The organism is bacterium (assembly GCA_035295165.1).
GTDB lineage: Bacteria > Sysuimicrobiota > Sysuimicrobiia > Sysuimicrobiales > Segetimicrobiaceae > JAJPIA01.
In genome coordinates this window covers 62052-87284 of record DATGJN010000092.1, presented here as the reverse complement: position 1 = coordinate 87284, position 25233 = coordinate 62052, and the positions used below count along the sequence as shown (strand labels likewise).

The 25233-nt window shown below is 67.9% G+C and carries 22 protein-coding genes; 11 read left to right on the top strand and 11 right to left on the bottom strand.

What is annotated here, in order from left to right; translation table 11 throughout:
* Position 1 precedes the first annotated feature (1 nt).
* The 4 genes from VKZ50_15875 to VKZ50_15860 all read left to right on the top strand — a co-directional run bounded on the left by VKZ50_15875 (position 2) and on the right by VKZ50_15860 (position 2633).
* Positions 2–1096 (top strand): hypothetical protein, encoded by a 1095-nt coding sequence (locus VKZ50_15875; protein HLJ61206.1) that lies wholly within the window; start codon positions 2–4, stop codon positions 1094–1096.
* A gap of 132 nt (positions 1097–1228) precedes the next feature.
* A complete protein-coding gene (locus VKZ50_15870; protein ID HLJ61205.1) occupies positions 1229–1600 on the top strand; it encodes a helix-turn-helix domain-containing protein in 372 nt (123 codons plus the stop codon).
* Between the two features lie 122 nt (positions 1601–1722).
* A complete protein-coding gene (locus VKZ50_15865; protein HLJ61204.1) occupies positions 1723–2301 on the top strand; it encodes a helix-turn-helix transcriptional regulator in 579 nt (192 codons plus the stop codon).
* Positions 2298–2633, top strand: coding sequence for a gamma-glutamylcyclotransferase family protein (locus VKZ50_15860; protein ID HLJ61203.1), 336 nt, complete (start codon positions 2298–2300; stop codon positions 2631–2633). Before VKZ50_15865 ends, VKZ50_15860 begins: the two co-directional genes overlap by 4 nt.
* A 13-nt stretch (positions 2634–2646) precedes the next feature.
* On the opposite strand, the gene VKZ50_15855 is transcribed toward VKZ50_15860, so the two are convergent.
* Together VKZ50_15855 and ahcY are read right to left on the bottom strand one after the other, a co-directional pair.
* Positions 2647–3885: a pyridoxal phosphate-dependent aminotransferase gene (locus VKZ50_15855; GenBank protein ID HLJ61202.1), complete on the bottom strand. Its 1239-nt coding sequence runs from the start codon at positions 3883–3885 to the stop codon at positions 2647–2649.
* On the bottom strand, positions 3882–5138 hold the full coding sequence (gene ahcY, locus VKZ50_15850) for an adenosylhomocysteinase (protein HLJ61201.1): 1257 nt from the start codon (positions 5136–5138) through the stop codon (positions 3882–3884). The genes VKZ50_15855 and ahcY overlap by 4 nt, the downstream gene beginning before the upstream one ends.
* 239 nt (positions 5139–5377) lie before the next feature.
* Here ahcY and VKZ50_15845 point away from each other — a divergent pair, with 239 nt between their 5' ends.
* Positions 5378–6424: a trypsin-like peptidase domain-containing protein gene (locus VKZ50_15845; protein HLJ61200.1), complete on the top strand. Its 1047-nt coding sequence runs from the start codon at positions 5378–5380 to the stop codon at positions 6422–6424.
* 27 nt (positions 6425–6451) lie between these two features.
* Here the strand turns inward: VKZ50_15845 and VKZ50_15840 are convergent, their stop codons facing one another.
* A complete protein-coding gene (locus VKZ50_15840; protein ID HLJ61199.1) occupies positions 6452–7750 on the bottom strand; it encodes an MFS transporter in 1299 nt (432 codons plus the stop codon).
* A gap of 210 nt (positions 7751–7960) precedes the next feature.
* On the opposite strand from VKZ50_15840, the gene VKZ50_15835 reads away from it, so the two are divergent.
* From VKZ50_15835 to VKZ50_15825, 3 genes are all read left to right on the top strand, one after another.
* Complete coding sequence (locus tag VKZ50_15835) at positions 7961–8578, top strand: DUF5666 domain-containing protein (GenBank protein ID HLJ61198.1); 618 nt, start codon at positions 7961–7963, stop codon at positions 8576–8578.
* Positions 8579–8703: 125 nt separating this feature from the next.
* Positions 8704–9408, top strand: a complete 705-nt coding sequence (locus VKZ50_15830) for an alanyl-tRNA editing protein (protein ID HLJ61197.1) — start codon at positions 8704–8706, stop codon at positions 9406–9408.
* 133 nt (positions 9409–9541) lie between these two features.
* Positions 9542–10735, top strand: coding sequence for a dipeptidase (locus VKZ50_15825; GenBank protein HLJ61196.1), 1194 nt, complete (start codon positions 9542–9544; stop codon positions 10733–10735).
* An 8-nt stretch (positions 10736–10743) separates the two neighbouring features.
* Here VKZ50_15825 and VKZ50_15820 read toward each other — a convergent pair whose 3' ends face one another.
* The 4 genes from VKZ50_15820 to dnaG all read right to left on the bottom strand — a co-directional run bounded on the left by VKZ50_15820 (position 10744) and on the right by dnaG (position 15314).
* Entirely contained in the window at positions 10744–11808 is a 1065-nt protein-coding gene (locus tag VKZ50_15820) for an Ldh family oxidoreductase (GenBank protein ID HLJ61195.1), read from the bottom strand.
* A gap of 16 nt (positions 11809–11824) precedes the next feature.
* Complete coding sequence (locus tag VKZ50_15815; GenBank protein ID HLJ61194.1) at positions 11825–12235, bottom strand: DoxX family protein; 411 nt, start codon at positions 12233–12235, stop codon at positions 11825–11827.
* Between the two features lie 171 nt (positions 12236–12406).
* Entirely contained in the window at positions 12407–13474 is a 1068-nt protein-coding gene (gene rpoD, locus VKZ50_15810; GenBank protein HLJ61193.1) for an RNA polymerase sigma factor RpoD, read from the bottom strand.
* 73 nt (positions 13475–13547) lie between these two features.
* Positions 13548–15314: a DNA primase gene (gene dnaG / locus VKZ50_15805; GenBank protein HLJ61192.1), complete on the bottom strand. Its 1767-nt coding sequence runs from the start codon at positions 15312–15314 to the stop codon at positions 13548–13550.
* A gap of 205 nt (positions 15315–15519) precedes the next feature.
* On the opposite strand from dnaG, the gene VKZ50_15800 reads away from it, so the two are divergent.
* Entirely contained in the window at positions 15520–16857 is a 1338-nt protein-coding gene (locus VKZ50_15800; GenBank protein HLJ61191.1) for an aminotransferase class III-fold pyridoxal phosphate-dependent enzyme, read from the top strand.
* A gap of 226 nt (positions 16858–17083) precedes the next feature.
* On the opposite strand, the gene VKZ50_15795 is transcribed toward VKZ50_15800, so the two are convergent.
* From VKZ50_15795 to VKZ50_15780, 4 genes are all read right to left on the bottom strand, one after another.
* Positions 17084–17818, bottom strand: a complete 735-nt coding sequence (locus VKZ50_15795; GenBank protein HLJ61190.1) for an ABC transporter ATP-binding protein — start codon at positions 17816–17818, stop codon at positions 17084–17086.
* Positions 17787–19850 (bottom strand): branched-chain amino acid ABC transporter ATP-binding protein/permease, encoded by a 2064-nt coding sequence (locus VKZ50_15790; GenBank protein ID HLJ61189.1) that lies wholly within the window; start codon positions 19848–19850, stop codon positions 17787–17789. Before VKZ50_15790 ends, VKZ50_15795 begins: the two co-directional genes overlap by 32 nt.
* A 9-nt stretch (positions 19851–19859) precedes the next feature.
* Positions 19860–20789 (bottom strand): branched-chain amino acid ABC transporter permease, encoded by a 930-nt coding sequence (locus tag VKZ50_15785; protein HLJ61188.1) that lies wholly within the window; start codon positions 20787–20789, stop codon positions 19860–19862.
* A 92-nt stretch (positions 20790–20881) separates the two neighbouring features.
* Complete coding sequence (locus VKZ50_15780; GenBank protein HLJ61187.1) at positions 20882–22144, bottom strand: branched-chain amino acid ABC transporter substrate-binding protein; 1263 nt, start codon at positions 22142–22144, stop codon at positions 20882–20884.
* Between the two features lie 459 nt (positions 22145–22603).
* Here VKZ50_15780 and coxB point away from each other — a divergent pair, with 459 nt between their 5' ends.
* Both coxB and VKZ50_15770 read left to right on the top strand, forming a co-directional pair.
* The gene (gene coxB / locus VKZ50_15775) at positions 22604–23428 is read left to right on the top strand and encodes a cytochrome c oxidase subunit II (protein HLJ61186.1); all 825 of its coding nucleotides are present in this window, start codon (positions 22604–22606) and stop codon (positions 23426–23428) included.
* A gap of 32 nt (positions 23429–23460) precedes the next feature.
* Positions 23461–25218 (top strand): cbb3-type cytochrome c oxidase subunit I, encoded by a 1758-nt coding sequence (locus tag VKZ50_15770; GenBank protein HLJ61185.1) that lies wholly within the window; start codon positions 23461–23463, stop codon positions 25216–25218.
* Positions 25219–25233: the final 15 nt, after the last annotated feature.

Below are 25233 nucleotides of genomic sequence, written 5' to 3'. Positions count from 1 at the left end.
CATGCCAGGAACACGTGCCTCCGATCGGCGTCGAACGCTTCTGAATCGAATGCTCCGCGTCGTTGCACTGGCAGGCGCGCTGGTCACTGGCGCGCCCGTCTCACCGGCCGGCGCGTCCCCCTTCGTCGCGGTGACGATGCCGGTCGGCGGTGTGATCGATGTCCCGGCTCAAGGAATCACGCAGGTGGATGTCGCGCCGACGGGGGTAGCCGGCGCGTGGGCCGGTGACGATCACCTCATCCTCTGGGGCCTCCAACGCGGCACGGCCACCCTGATCCTGACCTCGCCGGACGGCATCGAAGCCCGCTCGCTGCAGGTCTTGCCGGCCGACCCGCATCAGCTGTTTGCCGAAAGCATGTGTTCGACCCCTCTCGAGGTCGTGGGGGTGAGCCCGGCCGGTGCGGCGTTCCCGCACCCGACCACGGGGGTGAAGTGGTCGCCAGGCGAGTGGCAGGCGTTCTGGAACTTTCCCGACAGCGACGGACGGGTGACCGCGTCGCACACGCTGAGCACGCCGCTTGCGCTGCTGGGCATCGCGGGCGGCCCGGGAGTGGACGTCGCGTGGGATCGCTGGAACGTCACGGCCACCCAGAGCGTGGGGGCGCTGGCGTATCAGATGCCGCTCGGCACCGGGATGATGATGGTCGTGGGTGACACGACGCTCGGCCCGATCGGAGAAGCGACGGTGGCGGCAGGGGACGTGACACTGTCGAGCGTCGCGCTGCTGACGCAAACCGGCGATGTCGTCGCGGCCACCCAGGCGACGCTGGGATTCGGTCCGCTCGGTGTGGGATACCTGGTGGGACCAACCGGCGGCGTTCCCTCGTTGCAGTTGCGCACCGGGTCGGTCACGCTGTCCGCGGCCGAATGGCCGGGCCAGGGTACGAGCGTCGGGCTCGCCGTGGGGCTCGGGGGCGGCGCGTCCATGCAGGGCACGTGGGGCGTTCAGACTGGTTGGACCGCCGCGATTTCGTTATCGCTCGGTCCGGGCTCCGCTCCGACATCGAACACCACCGCGGCGATCACCGGAGTGATCCTGCCGGTCGCGTCGTGCGGCCTCGGCTTGAGCCCAGCGTCATCGCTCGACCGGCTCTAGTCGCCGCCGCACCAACCGCCACCTGCCCAACGGATCCGTCGGGACCGAGCACGACGGATGCCGGTCGCGCCGCGCGGGCCTCACGAACACGAGGCAGGGAGACGCCGCTCCGACCGCCAACAGAGGAGCACCATGGCCCGGAAGTTCCTCACGCCCGATGAGGTCGCCGCGCAGCTGCGCGTGTCCGCCGAGGCGATCCGGCGGCTCCTCCGTCGGCGGGAGCTCCCCGCGATCCGCGTGGGCCGCGCGTGGCGCATCGAGGAGGGTGAGTTCCAACGCTGGATCAATCGCCGCGTGGTGAAGAGCCCGCGCGGCGCGAACGGCGGCGGTCCGTGTCTCTGCGGCTGCGGCCATCCGACGATCACGCCGGGCGCGCGATTTCTACCCGGGCACGACGGCAAGGCGATCCACTCTCTGATGACCGAGCGCGGATTGACATTCGACGCAGCGCGCGAGGCGGTGCGACGGATGCACCGGCCGCGCGTCCAGGAACGGCTGTTCTGAGCAATTGCACTTTCGCAGAGGGGAGAGTATCCTCTGAATGTGGCGGCGGTCGCGCGTGGTGCGGCCGCCGCAGGCACCTAGCGAAGGGAGGACGTTGCGGACGGGACCGCGGCGTTGAGTGCATGGAGAAGCGGTTCGTCGCCGATCTTCGGCGCGCATTCGGGAAACGAGTTCAGGAAGCGCGGCACGCCGCGCGGCTGAGTCAAGCCCAACTGGCGCGCCAGCTCGGGCTCCGCAGCGGCGTCGCGGTCGGCGATTGGGAACGCGGCAAGGCGCTCCCGAAGTTCGAGACGTTTCTGCGGCTGTGCGAGGCGCTCAACCAGCCCCCGGCGTTCTTCATCGACGGCTACCGCGACCGCCCGCAGAAGGATCCCACGCACGTGTTCCAGCACGGCCTGGAGGCCCTGGAGCAACGGAGCGCGCAGCGCCACCTAGAACTGCTGCACCGGCTGGAGCATCTGCCGGTAGAAGTCGGCCGCAGCATCGCACCGGAGGAGTTGCGGTCCGCGCTCGAGCGGATGCGGTTCGAGGACGCGGCGCCCGTGGCGGAGGCCCGGCTGCGGGCCGCCCTGGGGCACCGCCGGGGGGGCGGCGAAGAGGATGCCGAGCGCGCAGTCGCGCGCGAAGCGCTCCGCCAGGGGTGGGACGCGGCACGCGAAGCGCTGCGCGACTGGCTGCAGCAACGCGGGCGGGTCGTGTGACGCCCTCACGATTATTCGTGTACGGCACGCTCCAAGACGACGCGCTCGTCGCGCGCCTTGTCGGGCGTCGGCTTCCGTGGCGGCGGGCGGTCCTGGAGGGGTACCGCCGGACCCTCGATGAATCGATCGGGTACCACGTGGTCCACCCCTCGACCGGGGCGAGTGTGGACGGTCGGGTGATCGAAACGGTGGATGTCGCCGCGCTCGCGGCGCTCGACGCCTACGAGGGGACCGAGTACCGGCGCGTCGTCATCGAGGTTCGCACGCACGACGGCCGCACGGTGGATGCCTACACCTACGTGCCGGCCGAAGCCTCACGCACCTCGTCTTGACGCGCCGGCGTCGTCAGGCGCGGGCGCGGGGCGCGTACCGTTCGAGGGCGGCACCGATGCGACGCAGCGCCTCCGTGATCGCCTCCACGGAGTTCGCGTAGCTCAACCGCAAGAACCCCTGCCCGTGCGATCCGAACGACGTCCCGGACAGCACAGCGACACCCGCGTCTTGCAGCAAGTAATCCTGCAGCCGGAGGGAATCCGCGTCCACCCCGCGCACGTTCGGGAACGCGTAGAACGCGCCGTGAGGCTGTCCGCACGAGACGCCAGGCAGGCGGTTCAGGCCGTCCACGATCACGTCCCGCCGGCGGCGGAACTCCGCGACCATGCGGTCGACAGAGTCCTGAGGCCCGCGCAGGGCGGCGACCCCGGCCATCTGCGTAAACGCCGCGGTGCACGAGTTGGAATTCACCATCAACTGCGTGAGACGTGCGGCCAGATCGGGGCGCATCACGCCGTACCCGAGCCGCCATCCGGTCATCGCATAGGTCTTGCTGAAGCCGTCGAGAATCACCGTCTGAGCCTGCAGCCCAGGCACCGACGCTGGGCTGGCAAATGTGCCCTCGTAGAGGATCCGTCCGTAGATCTCATCGGAGAGGACGGTAATCGGCCGGTCGCGGACCATCTCCGCGACCGCCTCAAGGTCCTCGCGCGAGAGCACCCCGGCCGTCGGGTTGTGCGGTGAGTTCAGGATGACAAGCCGCGTTCTCGGCGAGAGCAGCCGACGGAGGTCCTCCGGATCCGCGCGAAACCCGCGGTCCTCGCGCAACACCCACGGCACCGGCCGCGCGCCGACGAACCGGGCGACCGACTCGTAGATCGGGAATCCGGGGTCGGGATGCACCACCTCGTCGCCCGCGTTGACCAGGGCCAGGATCAGGAAGAACATCACCGGCTTGCCGCCCGGTGTGATCACGACATGATCGGGTGCGACTTCGATCCCGCGCGTCCGGGACACGTACTCGGCAATCGCCTCGCGCGCCTCTGGCAGGCCCGACGGCGGCGTGTAGTGGGTCAACCCGTCGCGCAGCGCGCGAATCCCCGCCTCCGTGATGTGCGCCGGGGTGTCGAAATCTGGCTCGCCGATCTCCAGATGGACGACCGACCGGCCCTGTGCCTCGAGCGCCCTGGCCCGCGCAAACACCTCGAACGCGGTCTCGGTGCCGAGCCGCCCCATCCGCTCGGCCAGCCGGAGGGCCGGCGTTGGCGGCTGCGCGGACCCCGCGCGCCCCGGTGCGTCCGCCGGAATCATGTGCCTTCCTCCCACGAGTTGAGGTAGCGCTCCTGCGCCGGGGTGAGACGGTCGATCGTCACGCCGGCTGCGGCCAGCTTCAGGGCCGCGATCTGGCGGTCGATCACCGACGGGACCGGATAGACCTCAGGACCCAGCGTGCGGGCATTCTGCGCCAGGTACTCCATCACGAGTGCCTGATTCGCAAAGCTCATATCCATGACGGACGCCGGATGTCCCTCGGCGGCCGCCAAGTTGAGAAGCCGGCCTTCGGCCAGCACGTAGATCCGCCGGCCGTCGCGGAGGCGGAACTCCTCGATCTGCGGGCGGACGATCCGGCGCTCTTCGGCGAGGTCCGCAAGCGCGGACAGGTCCAGCTCCACGTCGAAGTGCCCGGAGTTGGCGATGACCGCTCGATCCTTCATCATCTCGTAGTGCTCGCGCCGTACCACCGAGGTGTTGCCCGTCACGGTGATCACGATGTCGGAAATGTGCACGGCGTCGAGCATCGGCATCACGCGGTATCCGTCCATGTGAGCCTCGAGCGCCCGGGTTGGATCGACCTCCGTGACGATCACGTGCGCGCCCATCCCGCGCGCACGCAACGCCAGCCCGCGCCCGCAGTTCCCGTAGCCAGCCACGGTCACCGTCCGCCCCGCCAACAGCAAGTTCGTTGCGCGGATCAACCCGTCGATCGTGGACTGGCCGGTCCCGTAGCGGTTGTCGAACAAGTGCTTCGTCAGCGCGTCGTTGACCGCCACGATCGGATACCGGAGCACGCCGGCCCTGGCCATGCTACGCAGGCGGACCACGCCCGTCGTGGTTTCCTCGCTTCCCCCGAGCACGCCGGCCAGCAACTCGGTCCGGTCGTTGTGGATCGTCGAAACGAGGTCGGCGCCATCGTCCATGGTCAGGTGCGGCTTCGTGTCGAGCGCTTGATGGATATGACGGTAGTACGTGTCGCGATCTTCGCCGCGACGCGCGAACACCGGCAGGTGCCACTCCGCAACGAGCGCCGCCGCCACGTCGTCTTGCGTGGACAGCGGGTTGCTGGCGCACAACGCCACCTGCGCGCCTCCGTCCCGCAGCGTCCGCATCAGATTGGCCGTTTCGGTCGTGACGTGCAGGCAGGCCGCAATCCTGACACCGGCAAGCGGCTTCTCGTTCAAAAAGCGATCGCGCACCGCCCGCAACACCGGCATCTCACCGTCCGCCCAGCTGATCCGATCCCAGCCCGACGAGGCGAGTCTGAGATCCTGAACATCGCTGTTCACCGAACCACCTCCACAGGGGAACGCCACGCCCGCATCCGGGCCCTCGGCGGCGTTCCCACGGTAACTTAATCGACTTCGACGAGGGCATATCGGCCCCTGCCGTGCGCGCTCGGGTAGCGACCGTGCGCGGGGGACATCGCGTCGGACACGTCCGCGGCTGCGTGAAATAGGGGCGGCCCTCGGGAACGTTGTAAAGGGAGAACGAGTCGCCGATGGGCATCTGACGGCGGGAGGAGATCATGGAAACGGCGCAACTTCTGATGCACGAAGCGAACGGAACGGCGCCGGCGGGAAGCGGGCCGGGTGCCGCCGGCGATGAAGCGGCGGCACTGGACGCCTACTCCCGAACGGTGATCGGAGCGGTCGATCGACTCGGCCCGGCAGTCGCCAGTTTGGCGGTCGCGCGTCCGGCTCCCGAACGGCTGCGGCGGCGGGGCCTGCACGAACTGCGCGGCGGCGGCAGCGGGGTGATCATCGCACCGGACGGGTACATCTTGACTAACAGTCACGTCGTGAACGGATCCGCCCGCGTCGAAGTGCGGCTGGCCGACGGCCGCGCGTTGGCCGCGGAGGTTGTCGGGAACGACCCGCCGACCGACCTAGCGGTCGTCCGGGTGGCGGAGGGAAGACTGGCGGCCGCGGCGCTCGGGGATTCGTCGCGCCTGCGAGTCGGCCAGCTGGTCGTCGCCATGGGGAGTCCGCTCGGATTCCAGGCCACGGTCACGGCCGGCGTCGTGAGTGCGCTCGGCCGTACACTCCGCGCCGAGAGCGGGCGCCTGATCGAGAACGTCATTCAGACCGACGCGGCGCTGAACCCAGGGAACTCGGGCGGTCCGCTCGCCGACGCCCGCGGGCTGGTGATCGGCGTCAACACCGCGGTGATCGCAGGGTCGCAGGGGCTCTGCTTCGCGATTCCGATCAACACCGCGACCTGGGTCGCGTCCCAGCTGATCCGGTATGGACGCGTCCAGCGCGCGTACCTGGGCGTATCGGCGCAAACCGTGACGTTGGACCGCCGCATCGCCGTGGCCGCGGGGGTCGAGGCGCCGACAGCGGTGCGGCTCACCGAGGTGCAACCCGGAAGCGCCGCCGCGACCGCCGGCCTGAAGCCGGGCGATCTCCTCGTCGGCGCGAACGGGCGCCCCTTGGCCACGTTGGACGACCTCCTGCTAGCCGTCGGAGGACACGCGGTCGGTGCTCGGCTTACGCTCGATGTGCTCCGCGGGGACGGGCGGCACCCGGTGCATACGTATCCGACGAAGATGCCTGCGGAGGAAAAGCGCTAAGGCGAATCGGCGGGCGCCGGGTCCACCCTAGCGGCGCCCGCCGGCGAGACGGGCCGCCTCCGGCCTGGCGCGCAGACGCAGCATCGAGATCGTGCCTGCCGCCGGGCCGGCGCTCAGGAGCAGGAAGGCTGCGGGCCATCCCGCCGTGCGCGCGACGTACGGTAGGACCTGAATGCTGGCCGCGGTGAGCAGGAAGCCCACCGACGTCTGAAGCGCGAGTGAGCTGCCCACGCGTTGAGGTTCGGAGAGTTCGCTGATCGCCGCGGAAAACTGGGCCGAGTCGGCGATGACGGCGATCCCCCAGACGACCGCCACGCCGATGACCAGCGCCGGCGCGCGCCCGAAAAGCAGTCCCGTGGCGATCGCGCAGGTCCCGCTCAACGCCATGGCGCCCGCGGTGGTGTAGGTTCGGCCGATGCGGTCGGCGACCCACCCCGCCGCGACACACCCCCCCGCGCCCGCGGCGATCACCAAGGCCGCAGCCAAGCTGGCGACGCGCCCCACGCCGGGCGGATCCGCGGCGCCTGCGGACGCCCGCAGGCTGGCGAGCAGGAACGCCGGGATCCACGTCCACATAGCATATAGCTCCCACATGTGGCCGTAGTAGCCGAAATTCGCGAGCCTGAGCGCAGGATCGCGAAGCGCCCGCAGCGCCCACCCGAGGTCAAGGCGGGCCGCCGGCGCCTCGAACGGCCCGGGCCGGACGAACGCGGCCATCACGGCGGCCGACACGAGCGCCCCGACGCTCGTCGCCACGATCACGCCCTGCCAGGAGGTGGACGTTGCCGCACCGAGGCCCGCGAACAGGTGGGGGAGCGCCGCCCCAAGCGTCAAGGCCCCGACGAGCGTGCCGATCGCGAAGCCCCGCCCTTCACGAAACCACCCCGCCATGAGCTTCATCCCCGTGGGGTAGACGCCGGCGAGGACGACGCCGAGGGCGAAGCGAAGCGGAAGCGCGATCCGCATGTCCCCGCCGGCCAACAGCATCGACGCGTTCGTGGCCGCGGCCAGGACCGCCGCGACGACGAACACCCCGCGCGTGGGGAACACGTCCGCGATCCCGCCGACCGCAAGCGCGAGCGCCCCCGCGACGAACCCGAGCTGTACGCCCACGGTCAGCAGCGCGAGCTGCGGGCCGGACAGGTGCCACGCCGCCGCCAAGGCCGGACCGACGGCGGCCGCACTGAACCAAGTGCTCATCGCCCCGACCTGCGCGGCCGCGATCAGTGCGAGGGCAGTCCACCGTGCCGTCGGGGCCGCCTCTGCGGTTGGGACCGCGGCTTGTCGTCGGTCGCTGGCCACTGTGGTCGATCGATGGACGCGCACGTGAACTCCTCCGTGCCGGGCCTGCTCGGTCTCGCGGGATCCGCACGGTACGGGCTAAGAGTTTCGCCGGAGCCGTGTGCGCATCCCGCACACGCCCCAGGTGCGCCGGGTGGTCGACTCGTTAACCAAATGTGACGAACCGACAACCGGGATGTGCTAGAATGGCGCCGGTCTCGACGGACCTTGAGACGACACCCGGAGGTGCACCGCATGCAACACCACAAGAGCCGGCTCGCGCTACTCCCCATGCTCGCGGCGCTCGCCGTCGTGGCGGGTGCGCTCAGCGCGGCCCCCGAAAACGGCGCCGCTCAAGCGACAACGACGCTCGCCGGCACGATCGCGTCGGCGGCACCCGGAGCCGTGGTCCTGACCACCGCCGACGGTACGAAGACGGTCAAGACCACCGAGACAACGAACTTCATCAGCCGCAGCACGGTCCCCCTGTCTGACATCAAGAGCGGCGACTTCATCGGGGTGGACGCGAAGAAGGGTGCGGATGGATCGCTCACAGCCGTCTCGATCAACATCTTCCCGCCGGAGTTCAAGGGCCGGGCCCGAGAGGGCCAGTGGCTGATGGACTCGGGGGACACCATGACCAATGCGGTCGTGACGCAGTACGTGTCGGCGGTGTCCGGCCGGACGGTAGCGCTGAGCTACCAAGGTCAGGTCTGGAAGATCGCGGTGCCGCCGTCTGCGTCGATCCACCGGCTCGCGGTCGTGACGAGCAGCGCGCTCAAGCCGCAGATGAAGGTGACCGTGCGCGGTACCGCCGGCGCGGACGGCAGCTTCACCGCGACGTCGATCACCGTGGACGAGTCAATGCCATAAAACCGCAACCGGCCGGTCCGGCTGCCGGGCTGTGCGACGACGGGGCGAACACGGAAGGGTTCGGTCGTGAGCGACGGCGTATCTGTTCGCCGGAACGACGTCGACGCGGCACGGGCGGAGGCGAAATGACCGAGTTGCTGTACCTCCACGACAGTTACATGCGAGAGTTCGACGCGACCGTCACCACGGTGGACGGCCGCGCCGTTTCCCTGGATCGCACCGCGTTCTATCCCGGGGGCGGCGGCCAGCCGTCGGACACCGGAACGCTCGCATGGAGCGACGGCCAGACCCGCGTGACGGGACAGCGCAGGGACGGGGGCACGATCTGGCACGTGCTGGAGGACGCCGGCCCCGCGCGCGACAGCTCGGTGCGCGGCTCGATCGACTGGGAGCGCCGCCACGCGATCATGCGCCACCACTCCGCGCTGCACGTGCTGGTCGGCGCCGTCTACCGCCTGTTCGGCGCGCTGGTAACCGGCGGCGCGATCTATCCGGATCGGGCGCGGATGGACTTTGCGCTGGAGGACCTGAGCAAGGCACGCATCGCAGCAATCGAGGCAGAAGCCAACCGGATCATCTCGGAGGACCGACCGATCCTGGCACGGTTCGTCGCGCGCGAGGAGTTCGAACGATCCGATCTCACGCGGCTCGCGAACGTCTCGCTGCCACCCGACATCCAGACCGTACGCGTCATCGAGATCGAGGGCTTCGACGCCCAGGCCGACGGCGGCACGCACGTGGCGCGCACCGGCGAGATCGGCCGTCTCACGATCACGAAGACCGAGAACAAAGGCAAGACCAACCGCCGGCTGGAGATCGCCCTGCGCTGAGATCTGGCCGCCCGGGCGCGATGGCTCCAACGCGTCCGTCCGGCCCGCCAGAGGAAGCAGGCCGCGAAACCCAGAAGCCGTCGGGGACGACGGCCGGGGCGAGGCCGCCGCGCACCACCATGGGAGGGACTCAATGGCTCGAACGCGCACACCACGCGTGACCCCGGACGAAGCCCGCCGCATTCATCGCGACGCGCTCGTGATAGACACGCAGCAGCCTCCGATCACAAGCGGCGCGCTGTTTACCCCGCGCATGAAGCAGGCGCTCGAGGACAGCATGCGCAAGGGAATGACGGCGCGCGACGAGATCGCTCCCCGCATGGCGGCGATGACGGCGGAGGAGATCATCGCGTCCCCGGAGGCTCGGACCCAGTACCTCGCATTGTGGGACCGATCGGGCGTCACCATCGCGTGCGGCACGTTCTCGGGTACGCACCGATACACGGGCGCGTACGAACGCGCGAACGAGTTGATCTCGCGCGCCTACGGCATCGCCGACGCGCTCGGCGGGGCGGTGGAAATCGTTCGGCGCGCCGACGAGATCGAGCGCGTCCACCGCGAGGGCAAGCGCGGGATCGTGATCGACTTCCAGAACACCACCCCGTTCGGGGACGACCTCGACCGCGTCCGGCACTTCTACAACCTCGGGCTGCGGATGGTGCAGCTCACCTACAATCTGCGCAACCTCGTGGGCGACGGCTGCACCGAGACCGGCCAGGGCGGGCTCTCCTACTTCGGTCGGGAGATGGTCAGGGCCCTGAACGATGCGCGGATTCTGGTGGACGTCAGCCACTGCAGCGAGCAGGTCGGCTGGGACGCGCTCAAGATCTCGACGGCCCCCGTGATCGTGTCCCACTCCGCAAGCAAGGCGGTGTGCTACCACGACCGCGGTAAGACCGACGAACTCGCGAAGGCGGTCGCCGACCGCGGCGGGTACTTCGGTGTCGTGGTGATCCCCGGGTTCATCTCCGACAAAGCGGAGGTCCCGCTCGACGCGTTCGTCGATCACGTGGAGCACCTTGTGGACGTGTGCGGGATCGATCACGTGGGAATCGGCACCGACAAGATGGGCCCCGGACCGGGCACCGAGTCGCTCGTCGAGTATCCGGACTCGATGCCGCGCCACAACCCCGCAACGTTCGACTGGGCGGGGTTCCGGCTCAAGGAGCACCGGTTGCTCGGAGATCACGTGCTCCGGGGCTACGAGAACTTCGGCGACTGGCCGAACCTGACCGTCGCGCTCGCGAAGCGGGGCTTCAACGAGGAGGAACTGCGCAAGTTGCTGGGGCTCAACTATCTTCGGGTGTTCAGGGACGTCTGCGGGTAGACCCGCGGCTACCCCATCGGTTCGGGGAGCGCGGCCGCGGCCAGACCCGCCGCCGCCGCCGTGTCGCGGATCGCCTGCCACGTGGCTTCCGCCACTTCGATCCCGTCCCGCAGCCACCGCGCCCGCATGAGCGCCTCGGGCTGTCCGGGCGTGAGCACCCGATCGAACCCGGGTGCCGTTGGCACGTCGCGCAACCGGTCGACGATGGACCGCGCGGCGGCCGCCGCGTCCTCGGCCGGCCGGAACGCGCCGGTACTGACTGCGATGAACAGCGCGCCCGAGCGCCGCTCTCCCGGCTGTACGTCGCCATGCTCGTCCGGGCGCTCGGCTCCGGTGAGCGCCTGCCCCAACAAATCGACGACCGTGGACAGCGCGTACCCCTTGTGCTCCCCGAACGGCAACAACGCGCCCCCGTCGTAGAACGCCTGCGGGTCCGTCGCCGACGTGCCGTCGCGGTCGACGATGCGTCCCGGCGGGAGCGGTTTCTTGGCCGCCCGCGCCGCCGCGATCTTCCCCGCCGCGATCATCGTCGTCGCGAAGTCGAGAACGACCGGATGGTCGCCGGCGACCGGGAACCCGACCGCCATCGGATTGGTCCCCAGCGTGCGCCTGCGGCCCCCATACGGCACGGCGGCCGGATGCAACCCCCCGACCCACGCCATCCCCACGCACCCGTGGGCGGCGGCCCGCTCCACGTAGTCGCCGACGCGCCCCAGGTGGGTACACCGGATCGCGGCCGCGGCACCGATGCCGTACTCATGCGCCAGGCGGACCGCCTCGTCCATCGCCAGCCTCCCGGTCAGTTGGCCGAACCCCCACTCACCGCTCACGAACGCCGTGGCGCCGCGCGCGGTCACGCGTCTCGGCCGCGCCGCGACCTTCAGGCGTCCCTCCCGCGCCGCGCCGACGTATTGCGGGACGCGGAGCACCCCGTGCGAGTCGTGCCCCATCAGGTTCGCCTCGACGAGCGTGTCCGCCACCACGGCGGCGACATCGTCCGGCGTCCTGATCGCGATGAAGATCCGCGCCGCCACCGTCCGAAGCGCATCGGCCCGAAATCGCAGTCCCGGCATCGCTCCGCCTCCTTCTCTACCGCCGCGCCTGGCCGGCCGAGCGCCGCCCAGGGGTCGTGAGCACAAGCACGGCACAGAGCACGGCGAAGACCAACGGGACCTCCCACCCGCCGTGGGTCCAGTAGAATCCCCGGAGGCCGTTGACCTTGAGGCCGGCGACGATCATCTCGGCGCCGATCAGCGCGGCGGCGGCCCGCGTGAACACGCCGAGGAACAGGCACACGCCCCCAAAAGACTCCACAATCGTGACCGCCCACGCCCAGAACAGGCCTGGGTTCAGGCCGATCCGATGCAGCGACGCGGCAAAGTCCGGGAGGCTGGGGTTCCGGCGCGCCGCGAGCAATTTCGGCGATCCGTGCGCGATGAAGATCGCGCCGACGAGCATCCGAACGATCACCAGACCCCACCGATCCGTCTCCGGCCGCATCGCGCCACTCTCTCCTCCACCGCGTCCAGTGGACCGATCGAATGCAGGATTGGACGCGCGCGTCGGGGGTTCCTGGAACGCCTGAGACCGACGCGACCGTGAAATACGAGGGTGCCCGGCCGCTCCGGCGGCCGGGCACACACCCCCGTGGCGAGCGATCGGCGGGGTTCCCTACTCGATGAAGTCCTTGAGCCGCTTGCTGCGGCTCGGGTGACGCAGCTTCCGCAGAGCCTTGGCCTCGATCTGTCGGATCCGTTCGCGGGTCACGCCGAATTCCCGCCCGACTTCCTCCAGGGTTCGCGGACGTCCGTCGTCCAGGCCGAAGCGGAGTCGAAGCACCTTTCGCTCCCTGGGCGTCAGGGTCTCCAGTACGCCCTCGAGCTGCTCCTTGAGCATCGTAAACGACGCGGCCTCCGCTGGGGCGAGCGCGTCTTGGTCCTCGATGAAATCGCCGAGGTGGCTGTCTTCCTCCTCGCCGATCGGCGTCTCCAGGGAGATCGGTTCCTGGGCGATCTTGATGATCTCCCGGACCCGCTCGGTCGGCATCTTCATGATATGGCCGATCTCTTCCGGGGTCGGTTCCCGGCCGAGTTCCTGGAGGAGCTGGCGGGACACGCGGATCAGTTTGTTGATCGTCTCGACCATGTGAACCGGAATCCGAATGGTCCGCGCCTGATCCGCCAGCGCGCGCGTGATCGCCTGCCGGATCCACCAGGTGGCGTAGGTACTGAACTTGTATCCCTTCCGCCAGTCGAACTTCTCGACGGCGCGGATCAGACCGAGGTTGCCCTCCTGGATGAGATCAAGGAACAGCATCCCCCGGCCCACGTACTTCTTCGCGATGCTGACCACGAGACGCAGGTTCGCCTCGATCAGCCGACGCTTGGCCTCTTCGTCGCCCCGCTCCATCCGCTTCGCAAGCTTGATCTCGTCCGCGGAATTGAGCAGCGGCACCTTGCCGATCTCCTTGAGGTACATCCGGACGGGGTCGTCGATGCTGACGCCTTCCAGGGGCTCCAGTTCGACAGGTTCGGCCTCGTCCTCATCTTCCTTTTTCTCGGCGTCCTTGGGATCGTCCACAACTTTGATCTCGAGATCCACCAGCATGCCGTAGATCCGGTCGTACTCGTCGAGGTTGTGCTCCACCTCCGGCACGGCCTGAATCTCGTCGTACGTCACGTACCCGCGCTGACGCCCCTGTTCGACCAGCTGGCGCAGCTCAGCGGGCAGCGTCGCGATCGCCTTCTCGGCTTCGAGCTTCCGCTTCGAGGCCGTGGCGTCCGCGTCTGTCGTTGCCTGTGCTCGTCGGGTCCTAGACACTCACCTTCAACTCCCTAAGTCGCTCCTTTTCGTTCCCTGCCTCGAGCAGTTCGACGGCGAGGCGGTCTCGCCGCGCGTCGTCGCGCGCACGCACCGCATCGCCGTGGGCCTCCATCAGCTGCGCGATTCGCTCCTCCAGATCGCTCAACTTGATCTTCTGCACGCACCCCCCGGCCACCTTATGCGGATCGCCTTTCACCGGTGGCTCGGCAATCAAAAATCGGCTCAGGAGTGAGACCGCCGCCTCCTCCCGCAGCCGCTCACGCAACCGACCCACGTCGTCAGTGGACGCCCCGGGCGCAAGCAGCGCCTCCGCCAGTTCGCGGTGCCCCGGCGCCCGAAACATCTCCGGGACCACGGCGTCACGCACCGACGCCCGCAGCGTGGCGTCGGCCACGAGGAGGTGCAACAACAACTCCTCCGCCGCCGCACGTCCTCTCGCTACCGGAACCGGGGTCGACGTCGCTGCCTGCGGCCGGCGCGTCTCCTGACGATGCCCGAGACGCCGAAGCTCGTCCCGGATGGCGTCCTCTCGTACACCCAACCGCTCCGCCAGGATACGCACATATTCCGCCTGCCGGACGTGGTTAAGCGCTATAGTGATTAACTGACTCATTTCGTGAACAATTCCAACCTTTCCTTCCACTGTCCGCCGGTCGTGGTGCTCCATGGCGATCGCCAGACGGTAGTCGAAGATCGGCAGCGCCTGTTCCAGGAGTTCCGTAAACGCCGCCGGGCCGCGGGTGTGCAGGAATGAATCAGGATCGGTGCCGCCGGGCAGTACCGCCACCCGAACCGGGAGTTCCGCCTGGTCGAACAGCCCCAACCCCCGCACCGCGGCGTCCGCGCCTGCGGCATCGGCATCGTAGACCAACACCGCCCGCGACGCAAAGCGCTTGAGAAGGAGCACCTGATCCAGGGTCAGCGCCGTCCCCAGGGATGCCACCGCCGCGTGGACACCGAACTGGTGGCAGCTCACGGCGTCCATGTACCCCTCGACCACCACCGCCTCGCCGGATTCCCGGATCGCTGCCCGGGCGATATCCAGCGCGTACAGCACCTTCCCTTTCGCGAACAGCGGCGTCTCGCGGGAGTTCAGGTACTTCGGCACCGCGTCGTCGAGCGCCCGCCCACCGAAGCCGATCGGCCGCCCCTGCAGGTCATGGATCGGAAAGATCACCCGGTCCCGGAACGCGTCGTAGTGGCCGTCGCCACCCTGCCGCGGGACCGCGAGCCCCGCCTGCTCCAACGCGGCCGCGTCGAACCCGCGGACCCGAAGCGCCCGCAGTAGGTGATCCCACCCCGCCGGGGCACAGCCGATCGCGAACGTCTCGATCACCGTCTGCGCGACCTCGCGCGACGCGAGGTACTCACGCGCCCGACGTCCCCCGTCTTCGGCAAGTTGAACGCGAAAGAACGCGGCCGCCTCCGCCGCCGCGCGCAGGAGCCGCTCCCGCTCGCCCGCCCGCTGCTCGGCGTCCGGGCTCTCCTCGAGGCGCACCCCAGCGCGCTCGGCAAGGTCCCTTCGCGCCTCGCTGAACGCCAGCCCGCCGATCCGCATCACGAAGTCGAACACGTCCCCGCCGGCGTGGCAGCCGAAACAATAGAAGACGCCGCGCTCGGGATCGACGCTGAACGACGGTGTCTTCTCCGAGTGGAACGGGCACAGCCCCTTGTAACTGCGGCCGGCCCGACGCAGCGTGACATGCGGCGAGACGACCTCCAGGATGCTGACCCGGTGGCGAATCTCGTCTGTCACGTCTCTCGATCGTCCAGCCATCGACCCGCCCCACACCCGCGAAAAAGAGCCCTATCGTTGCCCGATAAGGCCCGCCCAGAACTGTCCTCTTATTCTCCGCTCCGCAAAGCGGGTCCTCTCTTCGAACGTCGTCGGGTTCGCACGGGCCGCAGGGAACGGTCGCCCCACCACGAACCTCCTCGCACGCCCCCGGAGGAGGCAATCGATGGCCGACGCGACGTCCCACACGCCCACCCACGTCCTGTATCGGGCCCCTGGCGAGGGCGGCGCCGGCCTCCGCCGGGCGGTGCGGGCGGCAGGCATCTACGTGTACGACAGCGAGGGGCGCCGCTACCTCGACGGATCGTCCGGCCCTCTCGCGGCGAACATCGGGCACAGCGTCCCGGAGATTCTCGCGGCGATGGAACGCCAGCAGCGGCTGCTCACGTTCGCCCACGGCTCCGAATTCACCACGGAGGCCCAGGAGCAGGCCGCGGACCTGGTCGTGAGCTTCGCTCCGCCGGGCCTCACGCGGGTCTTCTTTGTGTCCGGCGGCAGCGAGGCCACGGAGACGGCCATCAAGATGGCGCGGCAGTACTGGGTGGACGCCGGCCGGCCCGCTAAGTACAAGGTCATGAGCAAACGTGCGAGCTATCACGGGGCGACCCTCGGAGCGTTGTCGCTCTCCGGATTCGCGGCGCGGCGGGCGCCGTACGGCCCGCTCCTCATCCCCTTCCCCCAGATCCCGGAAGTGCACTGCCGCCGATGTCCGTTCGGCCTGACCTACGGCGGATGCGGGATCGAGTGCGCCGCTGAGCTCGAGCACGCGATCCAGCGGGAAGGATCGGAGACCGTCGCGGCGTTCATCGCGGAGCCGCTGTCGGGCGCGGCCAACGCGGCCGTGGTGCCCCCACCGGAGTACTTTCCGCGCATCCGCGAGATCTGCGACCGCCACGGCGTGCTGTTGATCGCCGACGAGGTGATGACCGGATTCGGCCGCACGGGCGCCAACTTCGCCCTGGACCATTGGGGCGTGGTGCCGGATCTCATCGTCTGCGCGAAGGGCATGGGCGCCGGGTACGTACCGATCGGCGCAGTCGTCGCGCACGAGCGCATCGCCGATCAGCTGTTGCGCACCTCGGGGCGGTTCATCCACGGCCACACGTACGCGGGCAACCCGCTCGCCTGCGCCACTGCGGCTGCGGTCCTCCAGTACGTCCGCGACCACGACTTGGTGGCGGCCGCCCGCCGCAAGGGCGAGTGGCTCGCGCGGGAGCTCGAACCGCTCCGGCGACATCCGCGCGTCTCGGAGGTGCGCGGGCGCGGTCTGATGTGGGGCATCGAATTCGCGGTCCCCGAGGGCCATCTCGCGGCCGCGTCGCCTGCGGCGGCCGTTGTCGCCGCGGCGATGCGCCGCGGCCTCCTCGTCTACCCCGCGGGAGGGGCGCTGCCGGGCCGCGTCGCCGATCAGATCCTGGTGGGCCCGCCGCTAACGATCACCGCGGACGAGATGGCCGAGCTCGGGCGGCTCCTGCGGACCACGGTGGACGACGCGCTCGCATAGCGAGGCGGGAGATCATCTGTCAGTTCGCAGCGGGCCCCCTCGTCGACGCATCCAGTGATCACAAAGCTCACAATGATTGGGGGTCTCGATGAAACTGCGCAGCACGGGCGTGCGGGAAGCCAAGGCGCGACGAGGGCTCGCACAACAGTGGTTGCGAGAAGACGGGGACGCATGAGGGGCGAGGACCTCGCGTGACCACCGGACGGAACCCGCCGGCGTCAGCGGCTCACGCCGTCTTCATCTCTCCCAGGTATGCCCGCCGGATCATCTCGTTCTCGCGGAGGCTCTGCGCCGATCCCGAGAGGACGACCTGACCGGTCTGCAGCACGTAGCCGCGGTGGGCGATCAACAGCGCCATGTTGGCGTTCTGCTCCACCACAAAGATCGTGGTGCCCTGACGATTGATCTCCTGGATGATATCGAAGACCTGCTCGACGAACAACGGGCTGAGCCCCATCGACGGCTCGTCCATACACAACAGCGTCGGGCGGGCCATCAACGCACGCCCCATCGCAACCATCTGCTGCTCGCCGCCCGAGAGCGTGCCGGCGAGCTGATGGCGTCGCTCCTTGACCCGGGGGAACAGCGTGTAGACGCGCTCCAGGTCGGCCTCGATCCCCGCGCGGTCGTTGCGCGTGAACGCACCCATCTCCAGGTTCTCGGACACGGTCATCCGCGGGAACAGACGGCGGGCCTCCGGCACCGGCGCGATGCCGCGGCGCACGCGCTCGGACGTGGACAACGTGTTGATCACGGTCCCGCGGTAGTGGACGGTCCCGCGCGCCGGGCGGACGATCCCGAGCACGGTCTTCATCGTGGTGGACTTCCCGGACGCGTTGCCGCCGAGCAGGCACACGATCTCGCCGGGAAAGATCTGGTAGCCCACCTGTTTGAGGACGTGGAGCTCGCCGTAATAGGTGTCGACGTCTCTAAACTCGAGCAGTGGCGGTGCGTCCGAGATAGGCACGAATGACCTCCGGATCTTCTTGGATGTCGCGGGCGAGCCCCTCCGCGATTTTCTCGCCGTAGTCGAGCACGACCACGCGGTCGGCGATATCGTTCACCACGTTGAGCTTGTGCTCGATCATCAGCACGGTCACGCCCATCCCCCGGAGACTGCGCACTTGATCGGCCAACTCCAAGGTCTCCGCCGGGTTCATGCCGGCGGTGGGTTCGTCGAGGAGGAGCAGCCGCGGCCGGGACGCCACCGCCCGCGCGATCTCCAGCCGGCGCCGGTTCGCGTAGGACAAGCTGTGCGCGAGGTGATTGGCACGCGGCACCAGTCGGTTCCCAAAGACCCCCAGGATCTCCATCGCGTACTCGCGGGTCTGCCGCTCCTCCTGACGTGCAGACGGTGGCCGCAGCACCGCGCCGATCGCATCGGTCCGCATCCGCGCGTGCATGCCCACGAGGACGTTCTCGAGCACGGTCATGTCGTTGAACAGCCGCAGCGATTGGAACGTGCGTGCAATCCCCCGCTCCACGATCACGTGCGCCGGCAGCCGGGTGATCTCGGTACCCATGAACACCACCGCGCCCGCGTCGGGACCGTCCAGCCCGGTGACGAGGTTGAAGAACGTCGTCTTGCCCGATCCGTTGGGACCGATCAGCGCGACGATCTGATGGGGCAGAATCGTCAGGTCCACGCCCTTCACCGCGGTGATCCCGCCGAACCGCTTCGTGAGCCCCCGCGTCTCGAGCATCGCGGCGCCCGACGGGGGATCCGGCTGCCGTAGACCGCGCACCTCTGCACCGATGCCGCCGCGGGTCGGGCTCGCGGCCTGCTCGGCGAACGATAAGGGCGCGATCGTGCGGGTCGCCGGGATGAGACCCTGACGGCGGAACAGCATCATCACGACGAGAATGATGCCGAAGATCAACTCGATCGACTGCACGAGATCGATCTGCTGAATCGCAGCACTATGCACCAACCGACCGAACGCGTGGATCCACTGGGTGAGGTCCTCGAGGAACCAGGATTGGAGCAACTGAAGGAGCAGCGCCCCGACGACGACCCCGGTGGGACTCCCGGTCCCGCCGAGCACGATCATGACCAGCACCATCACCGACACCGGGAACATGAACATCTCCGGTGTCGCAGTCTGGAGCTTGGCCACGTAGAACGTCCCCGTCGCGCCGGCGAACGCCGCGCCCACCGCGAACGCGAGAAGTTTCAGGCGCGTCCGGTTGACCCCCATGGCGCCGGCGGCGATCTCATCCGCGCGAATCGCCATCCACGCGCGCCCGATGCGAGAGTCTTTCAACCGGAAGCTGACAAACAGCAGCAACGCGATCATGACGAGACCTACATAATAGAACGGGGTCGCGTTGACGCCGAACCGATGCCCGAAGATCTGTGGCGAGATCACCCCGTTGAGCCCCATCGCGCCGTTCGTCAGCGACGGCGTGTTGCGCACCACGATGGGAACGATCTCACCGAAGCCGAGCGTGACAATCGCAAGATAATCCCCTTTGAGCCGTAGCGTCGGCGCACCGAACAAGATGCCGAAGAACGCCGCGACGAGCGCCGCCCCGGGAAGCATCAGCCAGAACGAAAACTGCATCTGCACGGTATCCGGGGCTCCCGCGATGTGAAAACGGCTGACCAGACCGAGCCACCGCAGCGGCTCCCACGCGGCACCCCAGAGCGGGTGCACTTGGCCCGAGGCGAACACTCCATACGTGTACGCGCCGATGGCGAAGAACGCGGCGTACCCGAGGTCCAGCAGGCCGGCGAACCCGACGACGATGTTCAATCCGAGCGCGAGGATCGCGAACGAGCAGGCGTTCGCCGCAGCGTCGATATCCCCGCCGTTCTGCACGATCACGGGAAACAGAAGCGCCGCCACGGCGACCAGCACCAGAGCCGTCCGACGACGGGTCGTCTCGGGAATCCGGCGGACCGGCGCCGCGACCGCGTCCGTCCACGACCGCGGCCGGGACCTCGGGACGGCCTCGGCGCTCGTCGCGGGCGAAGGAGACACGTCAGCCATTGACCCGCCTCACGACTTTTGGGGCGAGGACAACCCCAGGAGCCCGGACGGCCTCAATACCAACACGATGATGAGGATCGAGAAGATGATCACGTCGGTCCAGCGGACCGCAAGCAACTGGCCGCCCAGGGACTCGATCAGCCCGATCGCGAGGCCACCGATCATCGCCCCGGGGATGTTGCCGATGCCGCCCAGCACGGCGGCGGTAAACGCGCGCAGCCCGGCCGTGTACCCGATCACGAAATTCGTGAAGTCGTAGTAGAGGCCGAAGATCAGCCCAGCGGCGCCGGCGAGCGCGGACCCGATGAAGAACGTCAGCATGACGACGTGGTCGACCTCCACGCCCATCATGCGTGCGGCCTCTTGGTCCTGCGCAGTCGCCCGCATCGCCTTCCCGAGTTTCGTGCGCCGAACGAAGATGTGGAGCGCGGCCATCAATACGAGCGACACGGTCCAGAGCAGGACCTCGCGTAAGCGCAGCACCGCCCCGCCGATGTGCCAGGAAACCGGCGGCATCGGGTCCGGATAGTTCAGCGACGCGGCGCCCGCCGTCAACAGCACGACATTGTAGAGGATGTAGGAAACGCCGATCGTGGTGATCATCGCCGCCGTGCCCCGAACGTGGCGCATCGGCCGGAGCGCCATGCGCTCGATCGCCACCCCGAGCAGGCCGCAGAACAGCATCGTCGCCGCGAACGCGAACCCCAGCGCGTCGATCAGCGGGACCCCCGTCAGCACGCGGGATTGGCCGGAGAGGCCGACCCACTGCAGCACGAACATCGCGACGAAAGACCCGACCATGAACACGTTGAAGTGCGCGAAGTTGATGAGCTCGATGATGCCGTACACCATCGTGAAGCCGAGCGCGAGCAACGCGTACATCGCGCCGAGGCTCAGCCCGTTGATGATCTGCTGCAGCAGTACGTCGGTAAAGGTCATCGCGCCGGGCTCCGAGTCACGGGCTCAATAGGCGGGCGGAGCGGGCTAAGGCCGGCCCGCTCCGCCGAAGCTCATCGTGCACTTTGGCCACGCTAGTTCTGCGGCGCGACGCCGATGTACTTGAACTGGTGGAGAATGTCGACGTCTTGGTACTCGGTGTTGTGCACCACCTGGAACACGCTGACCACCCGGCTCTTGATGTCACCGTTCTGATCGAATTCGATCACGCCCTGCAGCGTCTGGAGATGTGTGTTTTGAATCGCATCGCGGACCGCGTCGCGGGTGACCGGTTTACCGCCGGCGGCCACGCGCTTGATCGCGTCGATGATCACGAGCATGGCGTCGTACGAGGTAATGGAGTAGTCTCCGGGGTACGACCCGTACTTCGTGTGGAACTGCGTCACCCACGGCTTGAGGGCTGGGCTCTCCGTGAGATGCGGCCCCGCGATCGTGGCGTACCAGCCGTTGGACGCCGGGAAGCCGGCACCCTTGAGAAGGTTGGCGCTGTACATGCCGTCGCCGCCGCCCTTGAGCAGCTTGGGCATCACATCGTATGCCTGCTTGGCCAGCTTGGCGCCGGCCTGGTCCACACCACCGTAGTAGATCGCGTCCGGGCTCAGCCCCTTGATCTTCGTCAGCACCGTCGTGTAGTCGGCCTCTTTAGGATTGAGCTGATCGCGCCCGAGGACTTTGATGCCCTTCGCGGCCGCCTGCTTCTGGAACGTGTCGGCGATCCCGACGCCGTAGGCGCCGGAGTCGTCCAGCACATAGACGGACTTCGCGTGCAGGGTCTCTGCGTAGAAGTTGGCCATGTTCGGGCCCTGGTACGCGTCGGTGGTGACGGTGCGGAAGTAGATGGCCTTGCCTCCCGGCCGGTATTGCGAGGCGAATTTCGGGTCGGTGATGTCGGGGTTTGTCGAGCTCGGGGTGATCGTCGCAAGCCCCCCCTCGCTCAGAATCGGCGACATCGCCTTGCCCGCACCGCTCATCTGCGGGCCCACGGCCGCGACGATGCCGACGTTCGCCACCATTTGGCGCGCGTTCGTCGCCGCCTGCGCCGGATCATACTGACCGGCCGTCGCGGTCGCGTCGTTGAGGACGATCGCCTCCAGCTTGTAGCCGGCGACCCCGCCCTTGGCGTTCGTTTCGTCGATCGCCATGAGCGCGCCGTCCTTGATCAGGGTCGCGTCCTCTGCGTCCGCACCCGTCAGCGGCAGGTCGATCCCGATGTAGATCGTCTTGGCTTGGGCGAAGGACGTGGACGACTTGCCGAACATCGTGAGCGTGACGACGAGGGTCGCAGCGAGCGAGAACGCGAGAATCCTCGCGAATAGCGTTGTCGTCCGTACGGGCATAACCCCCTCCTCTCGCGCCGAGCTGTGGAATCCCAATGCCTTCTCGCATCAGGTCGAGCGCGCCGGCATCGGCGGTGAATTTGGCGTAAGATTCCCCGTGCCGCTCCGTTTTCCTTCGAGTGTGCACAATAACAAGGTGGACTTTCCGTAATGGCGTAACGAACTCCAGTTCGGGGTCGATCGCGCCGGGCACGAAGCCTCTCACCGAAAGTCACGACGACGCCGGGCCGGAGGCCAGGCGGTCGAAATCGGCCACCGAGTGCCGACCGCGAACGAACGTGACCGCCGATCGTGGGGCGAGGGAGTGGACGGACCGTGCCCGCGCATCTGAGAGGGATCGGTCACGCCGAGGATGAAGATTTGAGGGAGCGATCGGCCACTGACAGACCTGCAGGCGACCGCGGGCCGTGGCATGGGCGACGACCCGCGGCGAAGCGTTTTTCTGGAGGATAACGGCAGATGGAGCACCCGGGCCAGGTCAAGGACGAGCGGTGGGCGGGACGCTGGATGTCCGCGCTGATGATGTTCATTCTCGTCGCTGGCGTCCTCTCGTTCGTCTGGTCGGCACGGTCGTACTGGCTGCTCCCGTTAGCGTCCGCGCAGGGCGTCGTCCTGGATCAGCTGTTCTACGTCATCTTGATTCTCACCGCGATCCCGTTCGTAATTGTCCATCTGTTCCTGGGGATCTCCCTCTGGCGGTTTCCCGCGAAGGGAGGCGAGCGGGCGGCGCATTGGCACGAACACCTCGGCGCAGAACTGACGTGGACGATTGTGCCGACGATCGCGTTCATCATCCTCGGCGTCTTCGGCGAGGTGGTCTGGGCAAAGATCTACAGCGCGCCACCCGCGAACGCCGAACAGGTCGATGTCATCGGGCGTCAGTTCGAATGGCAGTTTCGTTACCCCGGCCCCGACGGCAAGTTCGGCCGGACGGATCCCAAGTTCGTCACCGCTAGCAACCCGTTCGGGATGGATCCCAGCGATCCCGAGAACAAGCAAAACGTCATCACGGTGAACGATCTTCACCTGATCCTTAACCGGCCGGTTGCCGTCCGCGTCACCTCGATAGACGTCATCCACAGCTTTTCGCTCCCGAACTTCCGTGTGAAGCAAGACGCCATGCCGGGAAGAACCGTCGAAGTCTGGTTCACGCCCGACAAAGCCGGCAACTACCAGATCGTCTGCGCGCAGCTCTGCGGCGTCGGTCACTACACGATGCGGGGGAACGTCATCGTGGAGAGCCAGAGTACGTTCGACCAATGGCTCCAGTCCCAGGAAAAGTAGCTCGCCGAGCGCGCTGAGGAAAAGGAGACTCCATGGACGCGGTTGCGGTACACCAGCCGGAGGCGGCCCACGAGGCCCACCCGAAAGAGAGCTTCATCCGGCACTACATCTTCAGCCTCGACCACAAGATGATCGGGAAGCAGTATTTCCTCACGACGATGTTCATGGCGCTCGTCGGCGGCGCCATGGCGATGTTGATGCGCGCTCATCTCGGGTGGCCCGACAACGGCGTCCTCAACCCGGAGCAGTACCTGCAGACGGTGACGATGCACGGCACGATCATGATCTTCTTCTTCTTGACGGTCATGCTCACCGGCGGGCTCGGCAACCTGCTGATCCCGTTGATGATCGGCGCCCGGGATATGGCGTTTCCGTTCCTGAACATGGTCTCCTACTGGACGTTCGTCCCCGGGGTGCTCACGATCCTCGCGTCGTTCTTCGTCCCGGGCGGCCCGGCCGGCAACGGGTGGACCTCCTACGCTCCGCTCTCCGGAGTCCCCGCGGCCGAAGGTGGGGCGGGACTCGGCCAAACGCTCTGGATCATCGCCATCCTGTTCGTCGTCGTCTCCTCGCTGTTCGGCTCGCTGAACTTTCTCACGACGATCCTCAACATGCGGACGCGCGGCATGTCGATGGGCCGCCTGCCGCTGACGATCTGGGGCGCGTTCGTCACCGCGGTGCTCGCCCTGCTCACGTTCCCCGTGTTGATGGCCGCCCTCGGGCTGCTGCTGCTCGACCGGGTTGCGGGCACGAGCTTCTTCGAACCGTCCAACCTCATCATCGGGGGCGGAGCCGTCGCCCACCAGGGCGGCGACCCGCTGCTGTGGCAGCACCTTTTCTGGTTCTTCGGCCACCCGGAGGTGTATATCCTGATCCTCACGCCGATGGGCGTCGTGTCGGATATTATCTCAGCGTTCTCGCGCAAGCCGATCTTCGGCTACAAGGCGATGGTGCTGTCGATCTCGGCGATCGGGTTCTTGAGCTTCCTCGTCTGGGGCCACCACATGTTCGTCAGCGGCATGCACCCGCTGCTCGGCGCCGCGTTCATGGGATCCACGATCATCATCGCGGTCCCGTCGGCGATCAAGACGTTCAACTGGTGCACCACGCTGTGGCACGGGAGGATTCACTTCACGACCGCGCTGCTGTTCGCGATCGGGTTCGTGTCCGTGTTCGTCACGGGCGGGTTGAGCGGCATCTTTCTGGCCATCGCGCCCGTCGACATCTACCTGCACGACACCTACTTCATCATCGCTCACTTCCACTTCGTCATGGCGAGCGCGTCGCTGTTCGCGATTCTCGCCGCGACCTACTACTGGTACCCGAAGTTCTTCGGCCGCATGATGAATGAGACGCTCGGCAAGATCCACTTCGCGCTCACGTTCATCGGCATCTACGGCACCTTCTACCCCATGCACTTCATCGGGATCCACTCCAACGATCGGCGGCTCTACGAAAACACCGCGTACCCCTTCCTCGCGAACACCGGGCCGGTCGACGTGTTCATCTCGTTGAGCGCGTTCTTGCTCGGATTCGCCCAGCTCTTCTTCATCTTCAACTTCTTTTGGAGCTTGAAACACGGCCCCGCGGCGGGCCCGAATCCGTGGCGCGCGAACGGGCTCGAGTGGACCACCACGACGCCGCCGCCGCACGGGAACTGGGAGGGCGAGCTGCCGACGGTGTACCGGTGGCCGTACGACTACAGCGTCCCCGGCGCCAAGGATGATTACGTGCCGCAGACCGTGCAGGCGGTGCCCGTTGCCGCGAGCGCGGGCGGCGGAGAAGCGTAGACGTGGGGGCGCGGT

Bases quoted from the DNA above. Each gene is read 5' to 3' on its own strand.
- VKZ50_15875 (HLJ61206.1), top strand. From the start codon at position 2: ATGCCAGGAACACGTGCCTCCGATCGGCGTCGAACGCTTCTGAATCGA.
- VKZ50_15870 (HLJ61205.1), top strand. From the start codon at position 1,229: ATGGCCCGGAAGTTCCTCACGCCCGATGAGGTCGCCGCGCAGCTGCGC.
- VKZ50_15865 (HLJ61204.1), top strand. From the start codon at position 1,723: ATGGAGAAGCGGTTCGTCGCCGATCTTCGGCGCGCATTCGGGAAACGA.
- VKZ50_15855 (HLJ61202.1), bottom strand. From the start codon at position 3,885: ATGATTCCGGCGGACGCACCGGGGCGCGCGGGGTCCGCGCAGCCGCCA.
- VKZ50_15845 (HLJ61200.1), top strand. From the start codon at position 5,378: ATGGAAACGGCGCAACTTCTGATGCACGAAGCGAACGGAACGGCGCCG.
- VKZ50_15835 (HLJ61198.1), top strand. From the start codon at position 7,961: ATGCAACACCACAAGAGCCGGCTCGCGCTACTCCCCATGCTCGCGGCG.
- VKZ50_15830 (HLJ61197.1), top strand. From the start codon at position 8,704: ATGACCGAGTTGCTGTACCTCCACGACAGTTACATGCGAGAGTTCGAC.
- VKZ50_15825 (HLJ61196.1), top strand. From the start codon at position 9,542: ATGGCTCGAACGCGCACACCACGCGTGACCCCGGACGAAGCCCGCCGC.
- VKZ50_15820 (HLJ61195.1), bottom strand. From the start codon at position 11,808: ATGCCGGGACTGCGATTTCGGGCCGATGCGCTTCGGACGGTGGCGGCG.
- VKZ50_15815 (HLJ61194.1), bottom strand. From the start codon at position 12,235: ATGCGGCCGGAGACGGATCGGTGGGGTCTGGTGATCGTTCGGATGCTC.
- VKZ50_15800 (HLJ61191.1), top strand. From the start codon at position 15,520: ATGGCCGACGCGACGTCCCACACGCCCACCCACGTCCTGTATCGGGCC.
- VKZ50_15790 (HLJ61189.1), bottom strand. From the start codon at position 19,850: ATGGCTGACGTGTCTCCTTCGCCCGCGACGAGCGCCGAGGCCGTCCCG.
- VKZ50_15785 (HLJ61188.1), bottom strand. From the start codon at position 20,789: ATGACCTTTACCGACGTACTGCTGCAGCAGATCATCAACGGGCTGAGC.
- VKZ50_15780 (HLJ61187.1), bottom strand. From the start codon at position 22,144: ATGCCCGTACGGACGACAACGCTATTCGCGAGGATTCTCGCGTTCTCG.
- coxB (HLJ61186.1), top strand. From the start codon at position 22,604: ATGGAGCACCCGGGCCAGGTCAAGGACGAGCGGTGGGCGGGACGCTGG.
- VKZ50_15770 (HLJ61185.1), top strand. From the start codon at position 23,461: ATGGACGCGGTTGCGGTACACCAGCCGGAGGCGGCCCACGAGGCCCAC.